This window comes from Gemmatimonas sp. (assembly GCF_044344655.1).
Lineage (GTDB): Bacteria > Gemmatimonadota > Gemmatimonadetes > Gemmatimonadales > Gemmatimonadaceae > Gemmatimonas.
In genome coordinates, this window is the sequence record NZ_JBIJCN010000005.1 from 71,476 (window position 1) to 96,202 (window position 24,727).

The following is a 24,727-nucleotide window of genomic DNA, read 5'->3' on the forward strand; positions in this document are numbered from 1 at the left end:
GATACGAACGGTGCAGGGAGTTCCCGTGATCTAGCGAGCCGACCCGTGCTGGTGGTAGTGGGGGGCAGATGATTGATTCGTGAGGGAGTCGCGGTGAATTCGTGATTGCGAACCACCGGCGCCCTTCGCTTGACGCAGGCCATACGGGCCGGGAGCACGCGCATGACCACCTATTCGCACTTGTTGATCGAGACGACCGCCGCCGGTGTGCGCACGATCACGCTCGATCGTCCTGATCGCCTCAATGCCGTCAATCCCGCGCTCGCCGATGAGTTGCCGCATGCGGTGCGGGAGGCCGCGCGCGATGATGTGGTGCGCGTGGTGGTGATTGCGGGCGCGGGCCGCGGCTTCTGCGCGGGGCTCGACCTCACCGAGCCGGCGCTGGCGGCGACGACGCGCACCGAGCAGCTCGATCCGTATCGCTGGGTGGGCGCCTGGGTGCATGCGCTCACGCAGTGTGAGAAACCGGTGATTGCCGCGATGCACGGCCCCGCGGCCGGCGCGGGGTTCGGTCTGGCGCTCGCCTGCGACCTGCGGGTCATGGCGCACACGGCCACCTGCACGGCGGGCTACGTGCGTCGCGGCCTGTCACCCGACGCCGGCGTCACGTGGTTGCTGCCACGCCTGATTGGCCAAGCGCGCGCCATGGACATCCTGCTCACCGGTCGCGAGGTGAATGCTGAGGAAGCGGAGCGCATCGGTTTGGTGAACGCGGTGTGGCCGGCCGAGTTCTTCGCCGGTCGAGTGGCCGATTACGCGCACGCGCTGGCGTCTGGCCCGCCGATCGCCTATGCGCTCACCAAGCGCCTCGTGCTGGGGAGCAGCGATGCGTCGCTCGACCAGCAGTTGCGCGAGGAGCTCACGCACATCAAGACCTGCTTCGCGAGTCGGGATGTGCGGGAAGCGATGACCAGCTTTCGCGAAAAACGGATGCCGGTGTTTCGCGGCGAGTAGGGCGGCGGGCGACGCACGTCTCGCGCGGCGGTCAGTGGCGACCCGGGTTGAAGCGTAGGCTTCCGGGCAGCGCGTTCAGCAGCGGCCCCAGTTCGGTCGCGCGATCCTGTGTGGTCACGAACGTGAGGCCGTCGATGCTCACCACGATCATGCCGCTGATGCCGTAGGCGACCACGCAGCCGCCATCGGCGTGGATGACATTGCCCGAGCAGTCCACGCAGTGCACCTGGCCCATCACGCCGTTGCCGGTGTCGTCGAGTTCGCGCACGCGGCGCAGCGAGGCCCACGTGCCCACGTCGTCCCACGCCATGTCGACCGGCAGCACCACCACCGTCCGCGCACGCTCCAGCAGGCCGCGGTCGATCGACACGCTCGTCACCAGCTCCGCGAACTGGTCCATCGCCCCCGCGGCCAGCGTGGGCAGCCCGTGCGCCACTTCGTGCGTGTGCGTGGCGAGTTCCTCGAGCACCACGCGCGCGCGCCACACGAAGATGCCCGTGTTCCAGAGTGCGCCTTTGTCGATCAGCACGTCGGCGAGCGCCGTGCCGGGCTTCTCCACGAAATGCTCCACGCGGCAGGCGCCACCCTCGGCGCGTGACTGCAGCGGATTGAGGGGTGCGCCCGGCTGCAGATAGCCGAACCCCCGCTCGGCGCGCGTGGGGCGGGCGCCAAGGGCCACGAGGTACGGCTCGGTTGCCGCGATCGCGGCGGCGCGGCGCAGGGAGTCGCGCAACACGTCGGGGTAGCCCACGGCGAGGTCGGCGTGCAGCGCCACGAACACCGTGTCGGGGCCGGCGCGGCGTGCCACTTCCTGTGCCCCCCAGGCCAGTGCGGCGGCGGTGCCCAGCGGGCGCGGTTCAACAAGCATGTTGGCCTGCGGCACCTCGGGAATCGCCGCGTGCAGCGTGTCGGCAATGTCGGCGCTGGTGACCACCAGCACGCGCTCCGGGGGCACCAGCGGCGACAGGCGCGCCACCGTGTCGGCGATCAGCGGCCGCTCATTCACCAGCGCCAGTACCTGCTTGGGGCGCCGTGGGGTGCTGAGCGGCCAGAAGCGCGTGCCGATACCGCCGGCAAAGACCACGGCCCACATGGCGGTGCCGGTCTCCAGCAGCGCCTCCAGCTCAACCTCCTCGAGCGTGCCTGCCGAAATGGCCAGATCGGCCGTGACGGAGGTCGGGGCGTTCGGACTGACGACACGGGTCTCGGACATCGGTCAGCGATTATCTCGTGGAAAAACCAGCCCCGGAGCGCTATCCGCCGGGTTGGACTCGCCTGCTCCGCCCTAGCGGAACGGGCCGGGTTCGGACAACATATGTCCCAACATACGTCAACCTATGCTTACACTGCACCTCACTAACGGCGATCACGCCGCGACGGCACTCGCCCGTTCAGGGCTTCCTGGCGACATCCTGTCCTGGCGGGATCTGCTGCACGACGGGCCGGTCCCGTCCGACCGGGATCCCCAGGCCTTCCGTCGCGCGCGTGGGGAGTTTCTCGCCAGTCGCGGCTGGCAGAGTCAGAGCGCGGCCATCGCCGACTTCACCGACCGCGATGCCCGGCTCGATGGAGTCGGGACCGGCGACGAGGTCGTGCTCTGGTTCGAACCCGATCTCTACGACCAGCTGCAGCTCCTTCAGGTGCTGTCGCGCCTCTCCGAGCGGGCCCCGGAGGCGCGGCCGACGGTGACCATCGTACCGGCTGACTGCTACCTTGGCGAGCTCAAGCCCGAGAAGTTCGGGCCGCTCTTCGACGCGCGTCGCCCGGTCACCCCCATGGATTACGGCAACGCCCGAGCCGCATGGGAGGCGTTCACGGCCGAATCGCCCGACGCGCTGCTGGCCGTGACCGATCGGATCGACCGCGACGTCAAGGCGCGGGCCTACGCCTACGATGACGGCGTGCGTCTGCCGCATCTCGCCGCCGCCCTGCGCCGCCAGCTGGAAGAGTACCCCGACACGCAGGCCGGCATGTCGCGCAGCGAGCGGCAGATCTGCGAGGCGCTCTCCCCCGGCGCCATGACGCTGTCCAAGCTGTTTGCCGCGCACCAGAGCGCGGAGTCGTGGGTGTGGCTTGGCGACTGGAGCTTCGCCTGGTACGTGCAGCGACTCAGCGACTGCCCGCATCCGCTGGTGGTGCATGTGAATGGCTCGCGCGTGATCGCGCCGCTGCGGGATTCCGACGGGAAGGCGTTTTGGGAGCGCCAGGTGCAGCTTACCCCCCTCGGTCAGGATGTGGTGTGCGACCGGGCCGACCTCGTGACGCTGAACGGCATCGACCGGTGGATCGGTGGGGTGTACAACAGCGGGTCGCGGCACTGGCGCTGGAATCCGAATACCTGCGAGCTGCTGCCGCGCGGGCACTGATCCCAACCTGCAGCGGGGGTGACTCGTGACGTTGGCCGGAGCCGTTCCATGAACGACCGCCCCACGGATCCGCTGGCGCTGCTCGAGGCGGACACCACGCTCGAGGCGGCGCAGCCGATTCTGGCGTTGGCCGCGCAATACCTAGCCGACACCCGAGCGGGTGAGGGGCCGGTCTCCACGTGGCACAGCGCCGAGGTCATCGCCGACCGGCTGGCGGAGCCGCTGCCGCGGCGTTCGCGCCCGCTTGCCGACGTGGCCCGCCGGCTCTCGTCGCTCCTGCTCGACGACGTGAACCGGCTGGCGCACCCCATGTACATCGGCCATCAGGTCTCGGCCCCGCTCCCGGCGGCGGTGTGGACCGATGCTCTGGTAAGTGCGCTCAACCAGAGCATGGCGGTGCGGGAGATGTCGCCGTCGTTCACGCCGCTCGAGCATCAAGTGGTGAGGTGGATGACCGATCTGGTGGGGTGGGATACCCGCGCCGGCGGTACGATGACCAGCGGTGGGACCGAGGCCACGTTCACCGCGCTGCTCGCGGCGCGCAGTCGCGCGATCCCCGATGTGTGGGCCAACGGCCTCGGGCCGAACCCGCCGGTGCTCCTCTGCGGTGAACATGCGCACTACGCGGTGGCGCGCGCGGCCGGTGCCATGGGGCTCGGCCTGTCCCGTGTGGTGGTGATCCCGGCAGACGACCATCGCCTGAGTGTGACGGCGTTGCGGGTGCAGCTCGAGCGGCTGCGTGCCGCAGGCACACGCGTCATGGCGGTCGTGGCGACGGCCGGCTGCACCGCCACGGGCACCTTCGACGATCTTCCCGCGATTGCCGATCTCTGCGACGAGTTTGCCGACGAGCGCGGGCCGCTCTGGCTGCACGTGGATGCCGCACACGGCGGCGCGGCGATGCTGAGCGCGTTCCATCGGCATCGCGTGACGGGGCTCGCGCGCGCCCGCAGCGTGGCGTGGGACCCGCACAAGACGCTGCTGTTGCCGCTGGCCGCCGGCCTGCTGCTCATGCGCGAGGAGGACGACCTCGAGCGCGCCTTCTCGCAGAAGGCACCCTACCTCTTTACGCCCAGCAACGAGGCACGCGCGTGGGACATGGGGCCGCGCTCGTTCCAGTGCTCACGCCGCGCCGACGTGCTGAAGTTGTGGGTGGCCTTCCAGCGCTACGGCGCCGAGGCGCTGGCGGCGTTGTACGAGCGGCTCTGCCAGATGGCGCAGACGCTCCACGGGCTGCTGCAGGGGCATGCGCAGTTCGCGCCGCTGCATGCACCAGAGAGCAACATCCTCTGCTTCGCGTGGAACCCGCCGGCTGTGGACCCGCGCGACCGTGATGCCCTCACCGATGCGCTGCGCGCGCGCTACAACCGCAGTGGGAGGGGCTGGATCACCGCCACCACACTCGACGGTCGTCGCGTGCTGCGCATCACCGTGATGAACGCGCGGACCGATGTGGCGCACATCGAGGCGCTGGTCCGGGGACTCGACGCCGAAGCGGCGTACGTGGTGCAGCACCACCGCTGACCATACGGCATGGCACGGGTTCGGGCGGTGCGCGCTACGGCACGAACCACGCCCGTTCCGCAGGCGTCGGCATCCGGCACGACGCCCGTGTGCCGAACCAGCGGTACCGGTTCCGCGCCACGATGGTGTACACCGCGTCACGCAGGAACGGCGGCACGAGACGGAGGATCGCGGCGGCCCGCCAGGCACCGCCGAGGCACGTGAGCGCCACGAGGGCAGCGGTGGAACGGAGATAGACCCGCCCCCCGTCCACCACGATGACCGAGTCGACACCTTGCACCGCCGCGGCCCACTGCGATCCCGTTGCGCCCTGCAGTGCGCCGAAGCGCAGCCGGCGTGCCCGGTCGTGGGAGAGCAGGAAATCCACGAACCCGTTGCACAGGCTGCATTCCCCATCGAACAGCACCAGGGTGTGTGGCGCGCCGGAACCGGATGCGGACTGCGATGTGGACACGGGGCCTCGGCGTGTGGGTGAAGCGACGCTGCAAGTTGCCCGCGAGGGAGGCCGCACTCAAGTTGCGGCATGTCGATCCACGTGGTGCTGGTCCACCCCGAAATACACTGGAACACCGGCAATGCGGGGCGCACCTGCCTCGCCACCGGTGCCACCCTGCATCTCATCGAGCCCCTTGGCTTTTCGCTGGGCGAGCGCGAAGTGAAGCGCGCCGGCCTCGATTACTGGGAGCACGTGGCCCTGCGCGTGTGGCCGGACTGGGACCACTTCGAGCGTGTCCTTCCCACGCTGGGTGAGCCGTGGTTCTTCTCCACGAAGGGTACGCGACGCTACTGGGACGCCCCGTTGGCATCCGAGCAGGGTACGGTGCTCGTGTTCGGATGCGAGACCGGTGGTCTCCCGGAGTTCCTGCACGAACGCTACCCCGACCGCTTCGTGCACCTGCCCATGCACTCGCCGCTGATCCGCTCCCTCAATCTCTCCACCAGCGTGGCGCTCGGCGTGTACGAGGTGCTGCGGCAGCAGACGGACGCGCCGTCAGCTGCCGGCCGCTTTCATCATCTTGTGGGCGGACCCGCAGCTGCTGCGGATGATCAGTTGGGCGGGAAGAATCTCGTGGGTGGCCGGCACGGCGGTGCCACCGGCGCGTAACGTTTCGATCAAGCGGAGCGCCGCCCGTTCGCCGAGGGCGAAGATCGGCATGCGCACGGTGGTGAGTGGCGGCGAGAGGAACCGCGTCATCGGCGTGTCGTCGAAGCCGGTCACGGCGACGTCGTCGGGCACCCGGAGGTCCGCGTCACGCACGGCAGCGATCGCGCCGGTCGCCATGGTGTCGTTGGCGGCGAAGATCGCGTCGGGGCGCAGACCGCTTTGCAGCACCTGCGACACCGCCTCGTAGGCGGTGTCCATGCGGAACTCGCCCGCCACTTCGGTGAGTTCGCAGTCGTCGTACCAGTTGGCCACTTCGCGGACGGCGTGCAGCCGTTCGCCGGCATCCACCTGACCGGCCGGGCCGCGCACGAACAGGATGCGGCGGTGCCCGAGCGAGAGCAGGTGCTTCATCATCGCCGCGGCGCCCTGGAAGTTGTTCACCGACAGCGCGGCGAACGCCCCCACGTCGCTGCCGGCGCCCACGAGGACGGTCGGATAACGCTCCGCCACTTCGGCCAGCGTGGCCCGTGCCGCGACCGAGGGCGACACCGCGAGGAAGCCGTCCACGCGGCCGCGCATCGTGCTCACCGCCCCGGCAATCTCGTGGGCCTCGCGCCGCGCGCTGGTCACGAGGGTGAGGAACCCGTGCTTCTTGGCGGTTTCGTCGATGCCGCGGATGAACTCGGAAAAGAACTCGCCATAGAGCTCCGGGAGCAGCACGCCGAGGGTGCGCGTGCGACGCACGACCACGCTGCGGGTCCCGCCGTGCGGGGCGTAGCCCATCTTGTCGACCACGGCCCGCACCCGATCGCGCGTGTCATCGGTGACGCGCGCGGCGTCATTGAGGACACGCGACACGGTGGCGATGGACACGCCAGCCGCCTTGGCGACGTCGCGGATGGTGGGAGTGGGGCGAGCAGTCACGCGGGTCTCGAACGGAAGAAGCGGCAAGAAGGCGGGGTGATGTCCCGGTCCAGCTCGGCTCGGACTGGCTTTCCAGTATCGGAGGAATGTAACGCGTTTCAGCGACGGGCTGCGCTGTTCCCCGCGCGTTACATCGCCCGAGGGCTCACTTTGCCTTCGCGATCGCGGCGTCGATGTTCTGGGTGCCGCCCACGCCGGTGTAGACGATCTTGCCGGTCTTGTCGGCGACGACCACGTAGCTGGTGGCGGGGACGTCGTAGGCGCCGCTCACGGTGCCCTTGCGGTCGTAGAGCATGTCGCCGGGCATCGTGTTGGCGCGCTGCCACGCCTTCACGCGCTGGATGGACTGGTTGACCGACACCGCGACCGTGACGAAGCGGACGGTCGTGCCGTACTTGGCGTGGGCGGCACGCAGGGCTGGCTCGAGTTGCTTGCAGTTACCGCACCAGGTGGCCCAGAACTCGATCACGGTGGGCTGTTTGCCGAGGTAGCTGGCGAGGTCGACGGTCTGGCCGGTCAGCGTTTCGAGCGGGCCACCCGGCGCTTTCTCGCCGACGGCAATGCCGAGATCCTGGGCGGCCGCGGGGGCGGCCGCGGGGGCGGCCGCGGGGGCGGCCGCGAGGGCCACGATGGCCGCGGCGCGGCGGAACGACGAGAACAATGCAGTCATGGGTCGTGAGGTCGGGTTAGAAGTACACCTGGCCCATCTTCACCAGATAGTACTCCGCCATACCCAGCATGATGAAGGCGAACCCCTTCTTCACCGTCAGCATCCAGGCGCCGGCGCGCGGCAAGCGCGACAGGGTGCCGGCAGACAGCCCCACCAGCACGAGCAACGTGCACATGCCGAGGGAGAAGGTGAAGAGGTAGGCGAAGCCGAGGAGAGCCGAGCCGGTGGTGGACACCCACGTGAGGACGGCGGCCATGACCGGGGCGGAGCAGGGGGCGGCCACGAGCCCCGAGGCGGCGCCCATGATGAAGGCGCCGGCCACGCGCCCGCCGGTCCCGGCGTTGGCGGCCCGTTGCATGAGGGCGGCCGGCACGCGCACCGGGAGCACGTCGAGCATGGACAGGGCCGCGATGAGCAGCAGGTTCGCCATCGTGAAGTAGGCCCACGGATTGGCCGACACCGTGCCGAACATCGTGCCGGTCAGGCCCGCCAGCAGCCCCAGCCCGGCATAGACGGTGGCCAACCCCACCACATAGGTGAGAGAAAGGCCTAGAGGGCGCCATCGTGACGCGGTAGTGGCGCCTAACTGTTCTGATGAAGACTGACCGCCGACGATCGCCGCGGTAATGGGGATCATCGGGTACACGCAGGGCGTGAGACTCGTGAGCACGCCGGCCCCGAAGAGCACGGGGAGCGCCGCAGCCGGATTGGCCGATAGCTGAGCCGACACGTCGGCGATCTGAAGAAGTGCGAGCATCGCTCAAGATACGGTCATGGGGCGGTGACCGTTCCCTGCGCCCCGACACGTTCTCACCGAAGCGGCATGGCGTGCCGCTGTTCGGCGCGGTCCAGCAGGTCGAAGAAGGCCAGCAGCAGGTCGTCGTCCAGTTCACGCCCGGCTTGCAGCCGCATGTGATGCAGGGTGCGCGCGCGCGGCCAGGGGTCACGGTAGGGGCGGAGGGTGCTGAGCGCGTCGTACACGTCGCACACCTGCACCAGCCGACTCACGTAGTGCGGCCGGCGCGGGAAAGCCAAGGCGGGATAGCCACCGGTCCCGTCGGCCCACACATGGTGCTCATAGGCCACGATCGCCGCCAGCGCGTTCCCCTCCCCGCGTTCGCCGAGCAGTCTGGCACCCTCGGTCGTATGGGTGCGCATCACGTCTCGCTCTGCATCGCTCAGTACACCCGCCTTGGTGAGCAGCGCCTGCGGCAGGCATACCTTCCCGATGTCGTGCAACAGCGCCGCCGTGCCCACCGCGCGTACGTCACGCGAGCCGAATCCCAGCTGCTCGGCCAGCCCCATCGACAGCATCGCCACATTGCAGGCGTGCACCGTGGTGTACTGGTCGACCGCCTTGAGCGACACGAGCGGCAGCAGCGTGCCCTGTTCCGCCTGCATCGCGAGCGCGAGGCCGCGGATGACCGCCTCGACCTCGGCCAGCGGCACCCGATGGGTCGCCGCCGTTTCCGCGGTGATCCAGGTGAGGGTGTCGAGCTCCTCCGACAGCCCGTCGGCGAGCAGCGCATCGAGCAGCGGCGTGGGGGCGCGATCGACGCCGTGGGGCGCCTGATGAACGTGATCGGCGGTGGCCTCGACAAGCACCGCCGGGCCCACCCGCACGCCGGGCAGCACCACGGCCTGCTCCACCGCATCGGCGCCTGGCACGAGCGCCCGGTGCAGGAGTTCGAGCAACGCGCCGTAGGCATCGGGGCGCATGGAGGGGGCGGTGAACTCGAGGCGTTGCATCCCTTGCCTCGACAGGCGACCGCCGAGCTCCCAGCCACGCAGGTCGTGTAGCAGGTGGGTGCCTACCACGAGCTCGTCGTCGAGGAGAGTGAGGCGCAGCGGCTGCATGGCATGCGGGATGGCACCGAGCAGGGCGTTCAGCTTGTCGTACGATCGCGCGCGGCTCGCCATGCACGACGGATGCGTGGCGCCGTAGAGCGTCATCGCCGACAGCGCCTGGCTGAGGCTCAGGAGCCAATCCGCCACCAGCCGATGCACGGCATGATGCATCGCCGACGGCATCGCGGCCGGCCCCGGGGGGCGGCTCGCGCTGCTCATGCTGCCCCGTCCACGATGCCGGCTTTCCGCCCCAGCGCGACCAGCGGCTGCACGCCCGGATCGTCGCCGGCGCGCGCCGCGAGGACCTGCACGGCGGCACGGACGGTGTCGGTGAGCGGCGCGAGCTTCACACTGCCCAGGAGACGTGTTTTGCGGGAGGCATGGTCCGTGAGCCACGCGCGCACCTCGGGGTACAGGGAGTGGCCCACCGCGCGCACCGCCTTGTCTCGGCTGCCCGTGTCGAGTGAGTCGTCGTCGGCGAGCGCCAGCAGTCGCAGGGCCAGATCCACGGGGTGTTCCTGCTGTCGTGCTGCATAGGCCACGTCGATGGCCGCCTGGCGCACGTCGTTCGCCGCGTCATGGAGTGCGCGACGCAGCGCAGGGATGCGCATGGTCGGGAACTGGGCGAGGAGACGGATCGCCTCGCGGCGCACGGCCACGTGTTCGTGCTTCTGAAAGAGCAGCAGCGTGCCCGGTACAAGCGTGGTGGCGAGGGACGGATCGGCCACGATCAGTTCGCGCAGCAACGCGAGCAGGTTGCGGGCAAGGTACCAGGGCATGGCGTGCGTGAGCCGTTCGCGTACGGTGCCTGCGATCGCGGAGGGCATGGCGCGGAGCCGATCGAAGATCAGGCGGCGGCCGGCGCGCGACTCGCACTGCTCGAGCGCGTCGATCAACACACCGGCCGACTCCGTCGAGGTGTTGTCGAGCAGGTGCCTGGCCTCGGCGGCATCGAGGGGCTCGGCGAGCAGCACGCGAAGCAGAGCGGCCGGCGTGAGCGTGAGGTCGCGCAGCGCGGTCCTCGTGCGCTCGCTGGGTGCGCGCGCGATCCACGACAGCACGACCGACGTGTGACCGAGATCGGCGAGGCGGCGAACGGCGTGGGCGGCGTCGACCGAGACCGTATCGAGTTCGACCGCCATGTGCAGCAGGCGCACCGCCTCCTGCGAGGCGGCATCGAACAGCTGCCCGCCGGCGGGGGCACTCCCCGCGCCGTCACGTGCCGTCCACGCGGCGAGGGTGTCGAGCAGCGTGGCGTGCTCCTCGGGGTTGGGCTCGGAGAGCTCCCATCCGTTCACCAGCGCCTTCGCCGTCTCGCGCAGCGCGTCCACCTCGGTGTCGGGGCGTCGGCCGCGGAAGTGCACGGACATCTTGCTGAGGACCCGCAGCAGGTGCGGCGACAGGTCGTGCCCCGAGGCCTGCGAGGCGGCGTGGAGCCAGCGCACCACCGCCGCTGCCGGCAGCACCTCCACCACGTTGCTCACCAGTCGCGCGCGCGCCCCGCGCGACGCGGAGCGGAGCGTGGCCACGATCGCGCCCTGGTCGGTGGCGGAGAGCAGCGCCTGCAGTCGCTCGCCGATCGTCTCGCGCACCGGGTGCGGCGCGAGCGTCACGCGGTCCGCAAGGCCGTCGAGGGCGTCGAACGCCTGCCGAGCCGCTGCCTCGCTGCGGGTGGCGTGTGAGAGGGCGGCTCCAAGTCGCGTGGGCGCACTGTCGTCGTCGCCGTCGGCCCCGCCGTCGGCCCCGCCGTCGGGGCTGACGGCCGCGAGCAGGCGCTGCGCGAGCGTCTGCCACAGCTGCGCCGTCTCGGTCCGCAGCGACCGCTCGTCGGCGAGCCCCAGTTCCGCGTACGTCAGGCGCCCCATGGCGATCCCCGTCAGCTCGGGGAGCGGCTGGTCGATGGTTGGATCGGCGGGGCGCCGGGCGAGCAGGCGGAGGAATTCGGTGACGGCCTCGCGCGTGACCCCGTGATGGAAGCGTACGGCGCCGATGCCTGCGCGGTGCAATCGGTTGGCGATTTGCTCTGCCACCGCGTTCGGTGGGGCCACGCGCTCGCCATTCACCAGCAAGTCGCGCTTGGCCACGGCCAGCGAGAGGGTGGGGTCTCCCGCGAGCCGCTCCTGCAGCGCGCTCGTGAGGGCGTGATCGGCCGCGGCCACCATGGGATGCGCGCTGGCGTACGCCCGGCGCCGTGCAATGGCGAGCGACAAGCGTGTGAGCAGGAGCGGGACGCCCTGCCCGGGGAGGGGCGGGCGCGACGCGTCCGGAGGACCGGCAGGCGAGAGTGACGACATGGCGCTGCTTTCATGTATCGGCCGCTCCTCGGACGAACCACACCGGCGGGCGCGCACCGACGCCGCCGCTCGACCGTTCCCGAATCAGGAAGTCGGCCCTCGGAGGGCCGCTCGTGGCTTCCCGCCGTCCCTAGATTACCCGCGGTCGTGCGCCGAGTGCTGGCGCGCCTGCGTCATTTCCTCAAGCCTCCCGGTATGGCTCCGCAATTCATCTACGTCATGAAGGCGCTGCGCAAGGTGGTTCCACCTTCGCGTATCATCCTCGACGATATCTGGCTGTCCTTCTATCCCGGCGCGAAGATCGGCGTGCTTGGTCCCAACGGCGCGGGTAAGTCGTCGCTGCTGCGCATCATGGCGGGTGTGGACACCGAGTTTCAGGGTGAGGCCTGGGCGCACAAGGGCACGCGCATCGGCTACCTGCCACAGGAGCCGGAGCTCGACGCCTCGCTCGACGTGCGTGGCAACGTGGAGCTGGCGGTGAAGGCGCAGCGGGATGCGTTGAACGAGTTCAACGAGATCTCGCTCAAGTTCGCCGAGCCCGATGCGGACTTCGACGCGCTGATGGCCCGCCAGGGGAAGCTGCAGGAGTACATCGATCAGCACGACCTCTGGAATCTGGACAACAAGATCGACGTGGCGATGGATGCGCTGCGGTTGCCGCCGGGCGACTGGTCGGTGACGAACCTGTCGGGTGGTGAGAAGCGTCGCGTAGCGCTGTGCAAGATCCTGCTGGAAGAGCCGGACATGCTGCTGCTCGACGAGCCCACCAACCACCTCGATGCGGAAAGCGTGGCGTGGCTGGAGCACTACCTCGAGAAGTTTGCGGGCACCGTGGTGGCCATCACGCACGACCGCTACTTCCTCGATAACGTGGCCAAGTGGATTCTCGAGCTCGATCGCGGCAAGGGCGTGCCGTACGAGGGGAACTACAGCGGCTGGCTGGAGCAGAAGCAGCAGCGCCTCGCCCTCGAAGAGAAGCAGGCGAGTGCGCGTCAGAAGACGCTGCAGAAGGAGCTCGAGTGGGTGCGCATGTCGCCGCGCGCGCGTCAGGCCAAGAACAAGGCGCGTCTGCAGGCGTACGAGGATCTAGCCAGCGAAGCGCAGAACGATCGGGTGATGAGCAACGAAATCGTCATCCCGCCGGCGCCGCGTCTCGGCAACGACGTGGTGCGCGCGAAGGGGCTGCGCAAGGCGTTCGGCGACAAGCTGCTGTTCGACGATCTCAACTTCGATCTGCCGCGCGCCGGGATCGTGGGCATCATCGGCCCCAACGGTGCCGGCAAGACCACGCTGTTCCGCATGATCAACGTCCTCGAGCAGCCCGATGCGGGCGAGCTCACGATCGGCGAGACGGTGCAGATCTCGTATCAGGACCAGCACCGCACGCTCGAAGGGAAGCGCACGCTGTGGGAGGAGATCTCGGGTGGGCGTGAGACGATTCCCGTGGGCAAGCGCGAGCTCAACTCACGCGCCTATGCCGCGAGCTTCAACTTCAAGGGCGCTGACCAGCAGAAGCTGGTGGCGAATCTGAGTGGTGGTGAGCGCAACCGGTTGCACCTGGCGAAGACGGTGATGCAGGGTGGCAACCTGCTGCTGCTCGACGAACCCACGAACGATCTCGACGTCGACACGCTGCGGGCGCTCGAAGACGCGGTGCTGGATTTCTCCGGCTGCGCGGTGATCATCTCCCACGATCGCTGGTTCCTGGACCGTGTGGCGACGCACATTCTGGCCTTCGAGGGTGACTCGGAGGTGGTGTGGTTCGAGGGCAACTACGGCGCGTACATCGAGGACTTGAAGCGTCGGAAGGGCCCGGATGCGGACCAGCCGCATCGGATCAAGTACAAGAAGTTGGTCAGGTGACGCTGACGTTCGTTGGGTTCGAGTGAACCACAAACCGGCGCCGCTCATGATGAGCGGCGCCGGTCTTTATTAATGCCGTCGCAGCGGATGTATGGACACATCCACCGGCTCCGCCGCCAGCACGGACACCGGCGCACCGGTCAGTGCAAACCCCGCCGCGTGGGCGGGGCCGGTGGTGTAGTCGCGCAGCTGCGGGGCGACGATCCGGTACGGCGGGTGTGACACCCGCCCCTGGTACAGCCGTCCGCGCCGGTCGGCGCTGTACAGCACGTACCGCTCGACGAGGAAATGCTCGAGCGACGCCGGCGCTGCCGGGGCACCGACACCCGCGGTGCTCCAGCCGAAGTGCCACGGTGGCGTCGCGATGCCGCGACGCACACAGTGGTAGTCCACCTCGCCGCCGCGCCGGTGCGCCTGCATGCGCGCATGCATGTACGGCAGATGAAAGCAACGGCGCGCGATCTCCACCGCCACAGGCTGATCACAGTCGAGCGAGTAGAACCACACGCCCGGCGTGCCATGCGCGTCGCGCACATAGGTGCGCACGTTGAGCTCGAGGAACCAGGAGAGCCACGGCACCGGCGGCAGGAAGGCGGGGCGCACGCGCGACATCGCGAAGGGAATGATGCCCACGTACGCGTTTCCCGCGTGCGTATCGACCTCGAGCCCCGGCGGGAGCGTGGCCTGTACGACGTGTGGTTCGACGGTCCAGTGCAGGAAGAGCAGGTCGCTCCAGCGCTGCCTGCCGACAGTCACCACGCCTTACCCCCGCGCCGCCATCGTGCGCAACGCCGCGGCCAGCTTGTCGAGCTGCGCCGGGGTATTGAACAGCGTCGGCGTCACACGCACGCAGTCGCCGTTGGCAAGACCGGTGCGCTGGAAGGTGAAGATGCCGAATTCATCGAGCAGCGTTTTCGCCGCAGCGTCGTTGGCCGCCCGGGTCCCACGCCCGTGCAACCGGAAGCTGGTGATGGCGCCCACCAGCGCAGGATCTTCGGGGGTGAGGATCTGCACCCCCGGGACGTCGCGTACCGCGTGTACCCAGCGGTCGCGCAGATACCGCAGGCGCGCGGCCTTTTGCGGCATGCCGATGGACTGCTGAAACGCGATCGCATCGGGGATCGCCATCACGGTCGCGAAGTTGGTGGTGCCGGTGTGCAGGCGGCTCTCGATACGCGTGAGGGGGGCTGCCTCATCGGCGTGCATGCGATCGATCGCATCGAGGCGACCCTCGCGGATGTACATGGCCCCCGCGCCCACCGGTGCGCCAATCCACTTGTGGAGGTTGAGCCCCACGAAGTCGGCGCCGAGGGCGTCCATGCTGAGTGGCACCTGCCCGAAGGAGTGCGCGGCGTCCACCACCACGTCGGCGCCGCGCGCCTTCGCCAGGGCGGCGATCTCCTTCACGGGGATGATGAGCCCCGTTTTGTTGTTGCAGTGGGTCAGCAACAGCAGCTTTGTCCGCGGGTGCGCGTCGAGTGCCTTGGCATACGCCGCGAGGATGTTCTCGCGCGTGGCCGGCTCGGGAATGGCCAGCCTGGCGACCTGCGCGCCGCGCGACGCGGCCAGCGCGTTCATGGCCCACTGCATCGCGTTGTAATCGAGATCGGCGTACATCACCGTGTCGCCCGCCTGCACCCCGCGATACTGCGTGATGAGCGCCTGCAACGTCTCGGTGGCGCCGCGTGAGAGCACGATCTCAGTGGGCATGGCGCCCACGAACTGCGCCACGGCGTCACGCGCTTGCATGAGGATGGGCGTGTAGGCGCGCCGCGCAAAGTACGAGCTCTCGCGGTTCACCCGGTCCACGTGGCGGTGATACGCCGCCAGCACCGGCGCCGCCATGATGCCGAAGTAGCCCGCCTCGAGATTGATCACCGCATCGGTCACGGGGTACTGGGCGGCCACCGTGGTCCAGTAGGCCTCGTCCTGCGCCACCTGCGCGAGCGGACCGGCGAGGGGGGCGGGGAGTGCGGGCGGTGCCGTGGCGGCGGGCGACGAGGCCGCCAAGAGCGGGGTGCCGAGGCCCACGGCGGCCGCCCCGATGGCGGTCGCACTCACAGTGGCCTGCTTGACGAAGTCACGACGAGGCTGGGTCATGCGAGACGCTACCGATCCGCGAGCTCGCAGACAAGCGTTGGCAGACAAAAGGGCGCCCCTCGTGAGAGGAGCGCCCTTCACCACACGCGGTCAGTCGGTCGTTACTTGGACACGGCCGCGAGGCGGCGGATTTCACCGGCCATCGCGCGCACGCGCGCCGGGTCCTTGGCGCCGGTGACGTCCTTGCCCACCTGCACGGTCAGCGCATTGAGCGCCGCCGCACGGGCCGCCCCGGTCTTCGCTTCGGCCGCGGTGAGCGCCGCATCGATCGCCGTCGTACGGGCCGCCGGCAGCCCCTGCCCACGCACCAGCTGGTCGAGGTACGAGCGCACCACCACGAAGGCGGCCGGCCACGTCATCTTGGGCTGGCTCTGCGGGTTGTACTCCTCGAAGCGCACCAGCTTGGCCGCCGCGATCTCGTTGGCCGACAGCTGATCGCTGGGGGTGAGCTCGAGGATGTCCATGCCGCGATCGAGCTCCGACGAGAACACGAGGCCGTTCCAGTAGTACGCGCCCCACGAGCCGCCGATGGTGCGGCCACCACCACGCTGGTTCGTCATGGCCGCGGCTGCGGCCTTGGGCACGTCCACCGGGCCCGGCGGATCGATGGAGCCACGGTCGAAGTAGCCCACTTCGAACGCCTTGTCGGCCTCAGTGAAGTCCATGATGCTCACGCCGCCCTGATACCACCCCTGCACGTACAGGTCACGCCCCGGCACCGGGATGATGCCACCGTTGTGCGACACGCAATTCTCTTCGGCCGCCTGCGCCGACGGCAGCTTGAAGTAGGCGCGCTGCGTCTGCTTCTTGCGACCGTCGAGCGTGATGACGGTGTTGCCACCCAGCTCGATCATGCTCGACGCCTGGCACATGGGGCCCGTGCCGCCGCCCCACTCATCGGTCTGGATGAGCTTCTTGCCGTCGTTGCTGAACGCCGCCGTGTGCCGCCCCTGGTAGTTGTTCGTGTCCGCGAGCGCATCGATGCGGAACGGCTTCTCGGGGTTCTTGATGTCGACGAGGATCGAGTGCGTGGAGCACGACGCGGCCAGCAGCCCCATCTCGGGATACGCGGTCACGTCGTGGCAGTTGCGCGGGCCATCCGACATGGCCTCACCTTCGGGCGCTGCCGCCGCGCGGGCGCCGCGGGCCGCCTGACGACGCGGATCGACCGGCACGCAGTACCGCCGGCACTCGGACGCACCGTCGAGCCCCGAGAAGATGCGTGCCCCCGGAATCACCTCGGCCTTCTCGGGATGATCGAGGTCCACCTTGATGATGTCGAGCTGGTAGAGCGAGTTGGCGGGATCGTCGGGGTTCGTGCCATTCTTGCACCCGGCGAGCTCCGTCTCCGGACGCGCCGCCTGCTGCCCCGACACGTACAGGTAGATGATGCGCTTGTTCGTGGGGCTCGGCACCAGCGTGTGCGTGTGCGAGCCTTTGCACGTCTGCACGTTCTTCACGAGCTTCGGCGCCTTCGGGTCGCTCACGTCGAAGATGCGCACGCCGGCCATGTGATCCTTGGGATCCTTCACGCCGCCATCGCCGCAGTCGTTGCGGTTGCCAGGCCCTTCGGCCGAGAGGAAGAGCAGCGTGCCGTAGATCGTGGGGTCACCCTGCGACGTGATGCAGCGGACGGCCGCCGTCATCACCGGCTTGGCGGGGTTGCTGATGTCCCAGATGGTGAAGCCGGCGAAGTTGGCCTGATAGACGTAGTTGCCGCGGAACGCCAGATCGGAGTTGATGAACGTGAGACCGCGTGCGGTGTCGAACTGCGCCGGCTTCGGCACCGTCGACACGAGTCGCATGTTCAGGGCGGCTTCGCCGGCGTCGTACCGACCCGACTTGAGGGTGGCACGCGGGTCCTTATTGGACGGATAGGTCTGCGCCGACAGCAGTGCAGGCGCGAGCATCGTCGCGGCACACAGCATCAGGCCACGCATCAACTGCATGGTGGTGCTCCAGTGGTGGGAGGGAAGGGAAACGGCGGGTTACTTCTTGACGGGCGGCTTCGCCGGCCGCTTCGCGGCGGCCTTCGGTGCGGCCTTGCCCGTGTTCGGCGCGGGCAGCTGCGCCAGCAGGCGGTTCATGATGCCGATCTCGGCGGTCTGCGCCACGACCACGTCGTTGGCGAAAACGTTCACATCGACTTCCTGGCCGGAGCCGGCGGAGGCGAAGAGATCGTCGACCATCTTGAGGGCGCCGGCGTGGTGCTTGATCATGCCGTCGAGGAAGAGGCGATCGAAGGCGGCGCCACGCGCCTTGCTCATGGCGGCGAGTTCGTCGTCGTTCAGCATGCCGTCCATCCGCATGCCGTGCCACGACGAGGTGTCCGGCGCGAACTGCTCGTGGCGGCGCAGCCAGTCCTGCATGATGAGGATCTCGGGCACCTGCGACTGGTCGATCTTGCGGGAGAGCTTGAGCAGCTGCGGATTGGTGCTGTTGGTCTCCGCCATGCGCGACATCACGATGGCCTGCGCGTGGTGCGCGATCATCCCCTGCATGAACTCCACGTCGGCCTTGGTATAGCGGGCCCCCTTGGGGATCACGATCTCCGGCCCCATGTGGTGCATGCTGTGATCGCCATGCTGCGCGCGTGCGGCCGACGGCGCGGCGAGCAGCAGGGACATGACCGAAAGGGCGACGACTGAACGACGGGGCATCATGGTGGGGCTCCGCTGGTGGCACGGCCGCCGGAGCGGCTGGATGGGGGCGTACTCAGTGAGAATACGCCCGAGTGGCGGGAGGCGTTAGGGAGCAAACGCCAACCCCGAGTCATTATGTTGGGTATCATGTCCATTCCTCCGTCATCGTTGCGGGTCGCGATCGTTGGGTCGGGCCCGGCCGGGTTTTATGCCGCCGAGGCGCTGCAGAAGGCCGCCCCGGGGATCAGCATCGATCTGATCGATCGTCTCCCCACGCCCTTCGGGCTCGTGCGCGGCGGCGTGGCCCCCGATCATCCGAAGATCAAGTCGGTCACGCGCATCTTCGATCGCATCGCCACCCACCCGGGCTTCCGGTACCTCGGCCATGTGCGCGTGGGGCAGGACGTGACCGTCGAGGAGCTCCGGGCCCGCTACCACATGCTGGTGCTCTGCTACGGCGCCGAAACGGACCGCGCCCTGGGCATCCCCGGCGAGCAGCTGGCTGGCAGCCATGCGGCCACGGAGTTCGTGGCCTGGTACAATGGGCACCCGGACTATGCGGCCACGCACTTCGACCTCACGCAGGGCGAGGTGGCGGTGGTGGGTATCGGCAACGTGGCCATGGACGTGGCGCGCATTCTGGCCAAGCCCACGAGCGTGCTCGCGGCGACCGATCTCGCCGACCATGCGCTGCAGGCCCTCGCGGCATCGCAGGTGCATACCATTCATCTGGTGGCGCGCCGGGGGCCAGTGCAGGCGGCGTGCACCACTCCCGAGCTTCGCGAACTGGGGGAGCTCGAGGGGGTGGAGGTGATCGTCGACCCGCGCGATCTCGAGCTCGACGCCGCCAGCGAGGCGCAGCTCGCGGCAATGGAGGATCGCAATCCCGCCAAGAATCTCGATGTGCTGCGCGAGTGGGCGTCTCGCCCGCGGACGGGCGCACCGCGCAAGGTGGTGCTGCACTTCAATGCCTCGCCGGTCGCCCTGTCGGGCAACGAGCGCGTGGAGGGGATGACCATCGTCCGCAATCGCCTCGAAAGCGACGGGCGTGGTGGGGTGCGCGCCGTTCCGACCGACGACACGCAGCAGCTCCCGGTGGGGCTCGTGTTCCGCTCGGTGGGCTACAAGGGCAAGGCGCTGCCAGGGGTGCCCTTCGACGAGCGCACCGGCGTGGTGCCCAACCTCCGCGGCCACGTGGTGGAGCAGGCAGGCAGCACGGCCACCGTGCCGGGCCTGTACGTGGCGGGGTGGATCAAGCGCGGGCCGCAGGGGATCATCGGCACCAACAAGCTGTGCGCCACCGATACGGTCACGCAGCTGTTAGCCGATGTGGCGGCGGGCGACGTGCCCGTCCTCCCCGAGGGGGTGTCGTCGATCGATCAGTTGCTCGCCGAGCGTGGGGTGACCGTCACCAGCTGGGCCGACTGGCAGACGCTCGACACGGCGGAGCAGGCGCGCGGGGCGGCGTCGGGGCGGCCGCGGCTCAAGATCACCAACGTGCAGGAGATGCTGGAGATCATCGCGGCGGGTCCGGCGTAGGACGGACTCACTCGGTGGACCGGATGTCGGACGGCGGGCCGCCATGTGCCGCCGATTCGCCGATCCATTGGAGGAAAGTGTGACGGAGTCGTTCGGCCAGCGGCGCCCCAAGGGCGGCGATCAGCGCCGATCGATCGCGCGGCAGGCGGTGCCACTCACGGAAGAGCGCCTCGATCGTGGGGTGTGCGGCGGCGGCCGCGGTGACGATGCCACGCTCGCCGCACGCGATGACGCCGGACTGCAGCACGCGCGCGTAGGCCCCCGGGCGGGCCGCATCGGCGAAGCGCTTCACGAAGCGGGGATCGCCCATGCGCATGGCCAGCGTGCTGCACGGAATGCGAGGGGCCGTGAGCTCGAGCAGTACCTCACCCCACTGCACCCGATCGCCCACGCGCGGCGACGGCCACCAGCGATCGATCGTGAGGTTCTCCCCGAACAGCCCCGGCGCACACGGCTGTCCCAGTGTCGTCGACCACCACTGGTAGTCTTCGGCGCTGTACAGGTAGACCGCTTGATCCTTGCCGCCATGGTGGGTGCGGTTGCCGATGGCATCGCCAATGAGTCCCTGCGCGTCGCACAGCACGGGGCCGCCCACCGGATACTTGCGAATGCCGCTCCGTTTGCGGGCGGACGCCAATGTCGCGGTGGAGACAAGCGGTTCCAGCTGCCCCACGTTCACCGACAGCAGCAGCGGCTGATCGGGAGGTACCGCGAGGCTCACCGGTCCGTGGCGCTGAGCGACTCGAGCATGGCGAGCGCATGGGCCCGCACGTCGTGCGGCCACTCGTGCATGTGCTGCCGCATCGCGGAGACCTGACCGGCGAACAACGCCCGGGTGACCTCCTCGTAGTCTGGGAGGTTGCCGCCGATCGCGTGCAGGAAGCGATACGTGGCTTCCCGCGCGAGACGAATACGCTCGTCGCCCGCTCCCTGCTTTCGGGCCAGCTCCACGAGCTTGCGCAGCGTGACCGATGCGCCGCCCGGCTGCGCGGCGAGCCACTCCCAGTGATGCGGCAGCAGCGTGACTTCGCGCGCGACAACACCCAGTCGCGGGCGCCCCGGTGAACGCGGGGGGGCGCTCGACGCCTCCGGGGGCACGTCGCCGGGGGGGGCGTCAACCGCCGTGGACGTCCCGCGGAGATCCACATCCACCACGCGCCCGGTGCGATCGTCGAACACCAGCAGCGGCTCCTGCTCCGACCCGTTCGCCTGCGCCTCGGCGACCATCCCCGTGATCGTTGCCAGCGGGCCCGTCGCGAGCCGCCGATGCCCAGCAAACACCGTGTACATCATGCTGTTTTGTCCGGATAAAAAGGATATTATCCGGATAATACTCGGCCAGAACAGTCTGTCAACGGCGGTGGGCCCTCAGACGAGGCGTCAAGCGAGGCGTCAGGCGAGCCGTCAGCTGGTGCCCATGAGACGGGCAATGGCCGCGAGCCCGTCGTCGCCTACGTCGAGGGTGCGGCCGTTCACGTAGAGCGCGATGTGCTGGGCGCACACCTCGGGCGCCATCTCCTGGGCGTGCGCCCGCACGTAGTCGCGGCTGGCGTCGGGGTGGTCAAACGCGTACTGCACCGAGGCACGAATGGCGCGTTCCGCTTCGGCGCGGGTGGCGGCATCCACGTCGTGGCGCACGCAGATCCCGGCGAGTGGCACGGGGAGCTGCGTGTCGCGCTCCCACCACTCGCCGAGGTCGATGAGCTTCGTGAGCCCGTGCGAGGCATACGTGAAGCGGCTCTCGTGAATGATCAGCCCTGCGTCGACCTCGCCGGTCGCCACCGCTTGCAGGATGCGGTCGTAGCGCAGTTCGACGATGTCGCCGAGTTGCGGTGCGGCGAGGCGCAGCAGACGGAAGGCAGTGGTCTCGCGACCGGGAATGGCCACACGGCCGTGCATGGCCTGCTCGAAGGGCGCGGCGTGGCGTGCCACCACGAGCGGGCCCACACCGTGTCCGAGTGCCGCTCCACTGCGCAGCATGGTGTAGCGATCGCCCACGGAGGCAAAGGCGCCCACACTGAGCTTCGTGAGGTCGAACTCCCCGGCGTGGGCGCGGCGATTGAGCTCCTCGATATCGAGCAACACCGGCCGGATCCGGAGTGACGTGTCGATCACGCCATAGGTGAGCGCGTGGAAGGCGAAGGTGTCGTTGGGGCAGGGGGAATAGCCGAACGTGAGCTCACGCATGGGCCGCGTAGTCCTCGAGGGCACTCACGAGATGCGGTGTGGCCGCGGTGATCGCGGTAAAGGCCGTGTCGAAGGCCCAGCGGGTGCGATCGACTTCCTCGATGTCGTTGGAGATGGCGCGCACCTCGATAGCGGGCACGCCCAGTCGCTCGGCGGCTCGCAGGACGCCGAAGCCTTCCATCGCTTCGACCGGGCAGGCCGTGGTACCTCCCACCCGCGCACTGGTCCCAATGGGCCGCGTGATGGCCAGCGGGAGTGCGCGCTGCACGGCGTGCAGGATCGCCATGGGCGGCACGACCACCCGTGACGCCCACGCTGCGGGGAGTTCGCCGAGGTCGACGTACTCTGCGCGGCTGCCAATCACGAGGGTGCCGGCGCTGAGCTGCTCTGTGCGGTGCGCGCCGGCAATGCCCACATGCAACACGAGCGTCGGGCGATGCTCGGCGATTGCCGCCGTCGTTGCGGCCGCCGCTTCGACCGGCCCCACGCCACAGAGCACGCCCACCGTGTGCGCGGGGGCGGCCAGCTCGCGGCCTGTGGCGGCGATGACGAGGATGCGTGGGGCGTGAGGCATTCCGAAAGGTATACGACGGGGGTGACGCCGTCTCGCTGCTGGCCCGCGGGGCGGCGCATGGTGGCAGGCCATGCCGGTCCAGACTAGCATTGGGCCATGTCTCTGACCGATTACCAACAGCGTGTCGATCGCTGGATCAGCCAGTTCGAGGAAGGCTATTTCCATCCGCTGACCAATCTGGCTCGTCTCACGGAGGAGGTCGGTGAGTTTGCGCGCGAGGTGAATCATCGGTTCGGCCAGAAGCCCAAGAAGGCGGACGAACCCGATGGCGAGATGGCGATGGAGATGGCCGATATTCTGTTCGTCCTCATCTGCATGGCCAATCGCGAGGGGATCGACCTCGACACCGCGTTCGCACGGATGATGGCCAAGGTGGAAACGCGTGATGCCAACCGGTGGACGCGCAAACCACCGGCGACGGATGCCCCACCGGTGCAGTCCGCATGCTGACCATCTGGGCCTACAGCATGGTCGTGCTCTTCATGGCGCTGATCATGACGAAGCGACTGTCGCCGCTGACGGCCCTCATTCTCGTGCCGATGGGGGTGGGCATTGCCGCCGGCTTCGGCCCGTCGCTTGGCGAGATGATGATCGCCGGCATCGGCAAGCTCGCGCCAACGGGCGTGATGCTCATGTTCGCCATTCTCTATTTCGCCGTGATGATCGACGCCGGGTTGTTCGCGCCGTTCGTTGCGCGGTTGGTGGCGATCGTGCACGGGGACCCCGTGAAGGTGGTGGTGGGAACGGCCGTCCTGGCCTTGCTGGTCTCGCTCGACGGGGACGGCTCCACCACGTACATGATCACCACGGCAGCGATGCTGCCGCTGTACCGGGCCCTCCATATTCGGCCACTCGTGCTGGCCTGTGTGACGATGCTGGCGGGTGGCGTCATGAACATCCTGCCGTGGGGCGGCCCCACGGCGCGCGCGGCGAGTGCGCTGGGTGTGGACGTGAGCGACGTCTTCGTCCCCATGCTGCCTGCCATGGCGGTGGGTGTGGTCTGGGTCCTGTTCGTATCGTACAGGCTGGGCGTGGCGGAGCGTGTGCGCCTGTCACAGGCGGCGGCCCGCAACCATGCGGACGGCGTGTTGGAGGAGGAGCTGGCCAACCCCGGCTACGAAGAGGACACTTCCCATCGCCGTCCCGACCGCCTGCTGGTGAATGCGTTGCTGACCGGTGTGCTGCTCGCGGCCCTCGTGATGGCCGTCCTGCCGCTTCCCGTGCTGTTCATGCTCGGGTTCGCGGTGGCCGTGCTGGTGAATTACCCGTCGATCGAGCAGCAGAAGGCGCTCCTCTCGCGCCACGCCGGCAACGTCCTGGCCGTGGTGGGGCTCATCTTCGCCGCGGGGGTGTTCACCGGCATCCTGTCGGGGACGAAGATGGTGGACGCCATGGCCGGTAGCGTGATCAACCTGGTGCCACCGGCACTGGGGCCGTACCTCGCGGTGGTGACCGGCGTGTTGAGTGTACCGTTCACCTTCTTCATTTCCAACGACGCCTTCTACTTCGGCGTGTTGCCCATTCTGGCCAAAGCCGGCGAGGCGTACGGCATCACGGCGGCCGAGATGGCTCGTGCCTCCTTGATCGGTCAGCCGGTGCATCTACTCAGCCCACTGGTGCCGTCCACCTTTCTGTTGGTGGGGCTCGCCGGCGTGGATTTCGACGACCATCAGCGCTTCACCCTCAAGTGGGCGCTGTTGTCGGCGTTGGTGCTGCTGACGGTGTCGCTGCTCGTGGCGGTGGTGCCGCTCGTCGGCTGACGAGCGGCCGAGCTGCTCCGGGCCGCCCGTCAGGCGAGCACCGGCAGCCCCTTCCGGATGTTGTCCTGCCAGACGGCGGGTCCGGTCTCGTGCACGTTGTTGCCCATGGCATCGACGGCGACGGTGACGGGCATGTCTTCCACGTCGAACTCGTAGATCGCTTCCATGCCAAGGTCCTCGAACGCCACCACGCGCGAGGAGCGGATGGCCTTCGACACGAGGTAGGCCGCGCCGCCGACGGCCATGAGATACGCCGCCTTGTGCTTGCGGATGGCTTCGAGACCGGCGGGACCGCGTTCGGCCTTGCCCACCATGGCGATGAGGCCCGTCTTCGCGAGCATCATCTCGGTGAACTTGTCCATGCGGGTGGCCGTCGT

General features: G+C 68.8%; 24 protein-coding genes. 8 read left to right on the plus strand and 16 right to left on the minus strand.

The window, feature by feature from the left end:
• The first annotated feature begins 162 nt into the window (after positions 1 to 162).
• Positions 163 to 954, plus strand: a complete 792-nt coding sequence (locus tag ACIQ51_RS03305) for an enoyl-CoA hydratase/isomerase family protein (protein ID WP_396203581.1) — start codon at positions 163 to 165, stop codon at positions 952 to 954.
• 31 nt (positions 955 to 985) lie between these two features.
• On the opposite strand, the gene ACIQ51_RS03310 is transcribed toward ACIQ51_RS03305, so the two are convergent.
• Positions 986 to 2,167, minus strand: a complete 1,182-nt coding sequence (locus ACIQ51_RS03310) for a mannose-1-phosphate guanylyltransferase (protein WP_396203582.1) — start codon at positions 2,165 to 2,167, stop codon at positions 986 to 988.
• A 124-nt stretch (positions 2,168 to 2,291) separates the two neighbouring features.
• On the opposite strand from ACIQ51_RS03310, the gene ACIQ51_RS03315 reads away from it, so the two are divergent.
• Both ACIQ51_RS03315 and ACIQ51_RS03320 read left to right on the plus strand, forming a co-directional pair.
• Positions 2,292 to 3,320, plus strand: a complete 1,029-nt coding sequence (locus tag ACIQ51_RS03315) for a DUF1835 domain-containing protein (RefSeq protein ID WP_396203583.1) — start codon at positions 2,292 to 2,294, stop codon at positions 3,318 to 3,320.
• Positions 3,321 to 3,368: 48 nt separating this feature from the next.
• Positions 3,369 to 4,844 (plus strand): pyridoxal phosphate-dependent decarboxylase family protein, encoded by a 1,476-nt coding sequence (locus ACIQ51_RS03320; RefSeq protein WP_396203584.1) that lies wholly within the window; start codon positions 3,369 to 3,371, stop codon positions 4,842 to 4,844.
• 34 nt (positions 4,845 to 4,878) lie between these two features.
• On the opposite strand, the gene ACIQ51_RS03325 is transcribed toward ACIQ51_RS03320, so the two are convergent.
• Positions 4,879 to 5,298, minus strand: a complete 420-nt coding sequence (locus ACIQ51_RS03325; RefSeq protein WP_396203585.1) for a thiol-disulfide oxidoreductase DCC family protein — start codon at positions 5,296 to 5,298, stop codon at positions 4,879 to 4,881.
• A gap of 69 nt (positions 5,299 to 5,367) precedes the next feature.
• On the opposite strand from ACIQ51_RS03325, the gene ACIQ51_RS03330 reads away from it, so the two are divergent.
• Positions 5,368 to 5,949 (plus strand): tRNA (cytidine(34)-2'-O)-methyltransferase, encoded by a 582-nt coding sequence (locus tag ACIQ51_RS03330; protein WP_396203586.1) that lies wholly within the window; start codon positions 5,368 to 5,370, stop codon positions 5,947 to 5,949.
• Here ACIQ51_RS03330 and ACIQ51_RS03335 read toward each other — a convergent pair.
• The 5 genes from ACIQ51_RS03335 to ACIQ51_RS03355 all read right to left on the minus strand — a co-directional run bounded on the left by ACIQ51_RS03335 (position 5,836) and on the right by ACIQ51_RS03355 (position 11,685).
• Positions 5,836 to 6,873 (minus strand): LacI family DNA-binding transcriptional regulator, encoded by a 1,038-nt coding sequence (locus ACIQ51_RS03335; protein WP_396203587.1) that lies wholly within the window; start codon positions 6,871 to 6,873, stop codon positions 5,836 to 5,838. The two genes, ACIQ51_RS03330 and ACIQ51_RS03335, sit on opposite strands and share 114 nt — an antisense overlap.
• Before the next feature lie 145 nt (positions 6,874 to 7,018).
• A complete protein-coding gene (locus tag ACIQ51_RS03340; RefSeq protein ID WP_396203588.1) occupies positions 7,019 to 7,543 on the minus strand; it encodes a TlpA family protein disulfide reductase in 525 nt (174 codons plus the stop codon).
• Positions 7,544 to 7,559: 16 nt separating this feature from the next.
• Complete coding sequence (locus tag ACIQ51_RS03345; RefSeq protein WP_396203589.1) at positions 7,560 to 8,300, minus strand: cytochrome c biogenesis protein CcdA; 741 nt, start codon at positions 8,298 to 8,300, stop codon at positions 7,560 to 7,562.
• Positions 8,301 to 8,353: 53 nt separating this feature from the next.
• Positions 8,354 to 9,610: an HD-GYP domain-containing protein gene (locus tag ACIQ51_RS03350; protein ID WP_396203590.1), complete on the minus strand. Its 1,257-nt coding sequence runs from the start codon at positions 9,608 to 9,610 to the stop codon at positions 8,354 to 8,356.
• On the minus strand, positions 9,607 to 11,685 hold the full coding sequence (locus ACIQ51_RS03355; RefSeq protein WP_396203591.1) for a hypothetical protein: 2,079 nt from the start codon (positions 11,683 to 11,685) through the stop codon (positions 9,607 to 9,609). The genes ACIQ51_RS03350 and ACIQ51_RS03355 overlap by 4 nt, the downstream gene beginning before the upstream one ends.
• A gap of 195 nt (positions 11,686 to 11,880) precedes the next feature.
• Between ACIQ51_RS03355 and ettA the strand changes: the two genes are divergently transcribed.
• Positions 11,881 to 13,548 (plus strand): energy-dependent translational throttle protein EttA, encoded by a 1,668-nt coding sequence (gene ettA, locus ACIQ51_RS03360; protein ID WP_396203607.1) that lies wholly within the window; start codon positions 11,881 to 11,883, stop codon positions 13,546 to 13,548.
• Between the two features lie 69 nt (positions 13,549 to 13,617).
• Here the strand turns inward: ettA and ACIQ51_RS03365 are convergent, their stop codons facing one another.
• The 4 genes from ACIQ51_RS03365 to ACIQ51_RS03380 all read right to left on the minus strand — a co-directional run bounded on the left by ACIQ51_RS03365 (position 13,618) and on the right by ACIQ51_RS03380 (position 18,311).
• A complete protein-coding gene (locus ACIQ51_RS03365) occupies positions 13,618 to 14,304 on the minus strand; it encodes a YqjF family protein (protein WP_396203592.1) in 687 nt (228 codons plus the stop codon).
• 6 nt (positions 14,305 to 14,310) lie between these two features.
• Positions 14,311 to 15,648, minus strand: a complete 1,338-nt coding sequence (locus ACIQ51_RS03370; RefSeq protein WP_396203593.1) for an aminotransferase class V-fold PLP-dependent enzyme — start codon at positions 15,646 to 15,648, stop codon at positions 14,311 to 14,313.
• Positions 15,649 to 15,749: 101 nt separating this feature from the next.
• Complete coding sequence (locus ACIQ51_RS03375; protein WP_396203594.1) at positions 15,750 to 17,597, minus strand: LVIVD repeat-containing protein; 1,848 nt, start codon at positions 17,595 to 17,597, stop codon at positions 15,750 to 15,752.
• Between the two features lie 39 nt (positions 17,598 to 17,636).
• Positions 17,637 to 18,311, minus strand: a complete 675-nt coding sequence (locus ACIQ51_RS03380; RefSeq protein ID WP_396203595.1) for a DUF305 domain-containing protein — start codon at positions 18,309 to 18,311, stop codon at positions 17,637 to 17,639.
• Between the two features lie 126 nt (positions 18,312 to 18,437).
• On the opposite strand from ACIQ51_RS03380, the gene ACIQ51_RS03385 reads away from it, so the two are divergent.
• A complete protein-coding gene (locus ACIQ51_RS03385) occupies positions 18,438 to 19,829 on the plus strand; it encodes an FAD-dependent oxidoreductase (RefSeq protein ID WP_396203596.1) in 1,392 nt (463 codons plus the stop codon).
• Positions 19,830 to 19,836: 7 nt separating this feature from the next.
• Here the strand turns inward: ACIQ51_RS03385 and ACIQ51_RS03390 are convergent, their stop codons facing one another.
• The 4 genes from ACIQ51_RS03390 to ACIQ51_RS03405 form a co-directional block, all read right to left on the minus strand.
• Entirely contained in the window at positions 19,837 to 20,550 is a 714-nt protein-coding gene (locus ACIQ51_RS03390) for an MOSC domain-containing protein (protein ID WP_396203597.1), read from the minus strand.
• The gene (locus ACIQ51_RS03395; RefSeq protein WP_396203598.1) at positions 20,547 to 21,122 is read right to left on the minus strand and encodes a DUF2239 family protein; all 576 of its coding nucleotides are present in this window, start codon (positions 21,120 to 21,122) and stop codon (positions 20,547 to 20,549) included. The genes ACIQ51_RS03390 and ACIQ51_RS03395 overlap by 4 nt, the downstream gene beginning before the upstream one ends.
• Positions 21,123 to 21,233: 111 nt before the next feature.
• The gene (locus tag ACIQ51_RS03400; RefSeq protein ID WP_396203600.1) at positions 21,234 to 22,016 is read right to left on the minus strand and encodes a 1,4-dihydroxy-6-naphthoate synthase; all 783 of its coding nucleotides are present in this window, start codon (positions 22,014 to 22,016) and stop codon (positions 21,234 to 21,236) included.
• Complete coding sequence (locus tag ACIQ51_RS03405; RefSeq protein ID WP_396203601.1) at positions 22,009 to 22,590, minus strand: hypothetical protein; 582 nt, start codon at positions 22,588 to 22,590, stop codon at positions 22,009 to 22,011. Before ACIQ51_RS03405 ends, ACIQ51_RS03400 begins: the two co-directional genes overlap by 8 nt.
• A 96-nt stretch (positions 22,591 to 22,686) precedes the next feature.
• Here ACIQ51_RS03405 and ACIQ51_RS03410 point away from each other — a divergent pair, with 96 nt between their 5' ends.
• Both ACIQ51_RS03410 and ACIQ51_RS03415 read left to right on the plus strand, forming a co-directional pair.
• Complete coding sequence (locus ACIQ51_RS03410) at positions 22,687 to 23,040, plus strand: nucleotide pyrophosphohydrolase (RefSeq protein WP_396203602.1); 354 nt, start codon at positions 22,687 to 22,689, stop codon at positions 23,038 to 23,040.
• The gene (locus ACIQ51_RS03415) at positions 23,034 to 24,350 is read left to right on the plus strand and encodes a CitMHS family transporter (protein ID WP_396203603.1); all 1,317 of its coding nucleotides are present in this window, start codon (positions 23,034 to 23,036) and stop codon (positions 24,348 to 24,350) included. Before ACIQ51_RS03410 ends, ACIQ51_RS03415 begins: the two co-directional genes overlap by 7 nt.
• A gap of 29 nt (positions 24,351 to 24,379) precedes the next feature.
• On the opposite strand, the gene ACIQ51_RS03420 is transcribed toward ACIQ51_RS03415, so the two are convergent.
• Positions 24,380 to 24,727 (minus strand): fumarate hydratase C-terminal domain-containing protein (locus tag ACIQ51_RS03420; RefSeq protein WP_396203604.1); only part of this gene is annotated, 348 nt, incomplete at its 5' end.

Excerpts from the sequence above, each read along its gene's own strand:
- ettA (WP_396203607.1), top strand. The coding sequence starts at position 11,881 with ATGGCTCCGCAATTCATCTACGTCATGAAGGCGCTGCGCAAGGTGGTT.
- ACIQ51_RS03350 (WP_396203590.1), bottom strand. The coding sequence starts at position 9,610 with ATGAGCAGCGCGAGCCGCCCCCCGGGGCCGGCCGCGATGCCGTCGGCG.
- ACIQ51_RS03410 (WP_396203602.1), top strand. The coding sequence starts at position 22,687 with ATGTCTCTGACCGATTACCAACAGCGTGTCGATCGCTGGATCAGCCAG.
- ACIQ51_RS03370 (WP_396203593.1), bottom strand. The coding sequence starts at position 15,648 with ATGACCCAGCCTCGTCGTGACTTCGTCAAGCAGGCCACTGTGAGTGCG.
- ACIQ51_RS03380 (WP_396203595.1), bottom strand. The coding sequence starts at position 18,311 with ATGATGCCCCGTCGTTCAGTCGTCGCCCTTTCGGTCATGTCCCTGCTG.
- ACIQ51_RS03305 (WP_396203581.1), top strand. The coding sequence starts at position 163 with ATGACCACCTATTCGCACTTGTTGATCGAGACGACCGCCGCCGGTGTG.
- ACIQ51_RS03345 (WP_396203589.1), bottom strand. The coding sequence starts at position 8,300 with ATGCTCGCACTTCTTCAGATCGCCGACGTGTCGGCTCAGCTATCGGCC.
- ACIQ51_RS03385 (WP_396203596.1), top strand. The coding sequence starts at position 18,438 with ATGTCCATTCCTCCGTCATCGTTGCGGGTCGCGATCGTTGGGTCGGGC.
- ACIQ51_RS03415 (WP_396203603.1), top strand. The coding sequence starts at position 23,034 with ATGCTGACCATCTGGGCCTACAGCATGGTCGTGCTCTTCATGGCGCTG.
- ACIQ51_RS03310 (WP_396203582.1), bottom strand. The coding sequence starts at position 2,167 with ATGTCCGAGACCCGTGTCGTCAGTCCGAACGCCCCGACCTCCGTCACG.
- ACIQ51_RS03340 (WP_396203588.1), bottom strand. The coding sequence starts at position 7,543 with ATGACTGCATTGTTCTCGTCGTTCCGCCGCGCCGCGGCCATCGTGGCC.
- ACIQ51_RS03315 (WP_396203583.1), top strand. The coding sequence starts at position 2,292 with ATGCTTACACTGCACCTCACTAACGGCGATCACGCCGCGACGGCACTC.
- ACIQ51_RS03400 (WP_396203600.1), bottom strand. The coding sequence starts at position 22,016 with ATGCGTGAGCTCACGTTCGGCTATTCCCCCTGCCCCAACGACACCTTC.
- ACIQ51_RS03320 (WP_396203584.1), top strand. The coding sequence starts at position 3,369 with ATGAACGACCGCCCCACGGATCCGCTGGCGCTGCTCGAGGCGGACACC.
- ACIQ51_RS03375 (WP_396203594.1), bottom strand. The coding sequence starts at position 17,597 with ATGCAGTTGATGCGTGGCCTGATGCTGTGTGCCGCGACGATGCTCGCG.
- ACIQ51_RS03355 (WP_396203591.1), bottom strand. The coding sequence starts at position 11,685 with ATGTCGTCACTCTCGCCTGCCGGTCCTCCGGACGCGTCGCGCCCGCCC.
- ACIQ51_RS03395 (WP_396203598.1), bottom strand. The coding sequence starts at position 21,122 with ATGATGTACACGGTGTTTGCTGGGCATCGGCGGCTCGCGACGGGCCCG.
- ACIQ51_RS03405 (WP_396203601.1), bottom strand. The coding sequence starts at position 22,590 with ATGCCTCACGCCCCACGCATCCTCGTCATCGCCGCCACAGGCCGCGAG.
- ACIQ51_RS03330 (WP_396203586.1), top strand. The coding sequence starts at position 5,368 with ATGTCGATCCACGTGGTGCTGGTCCACCCCGAAATACACTGGAACACC.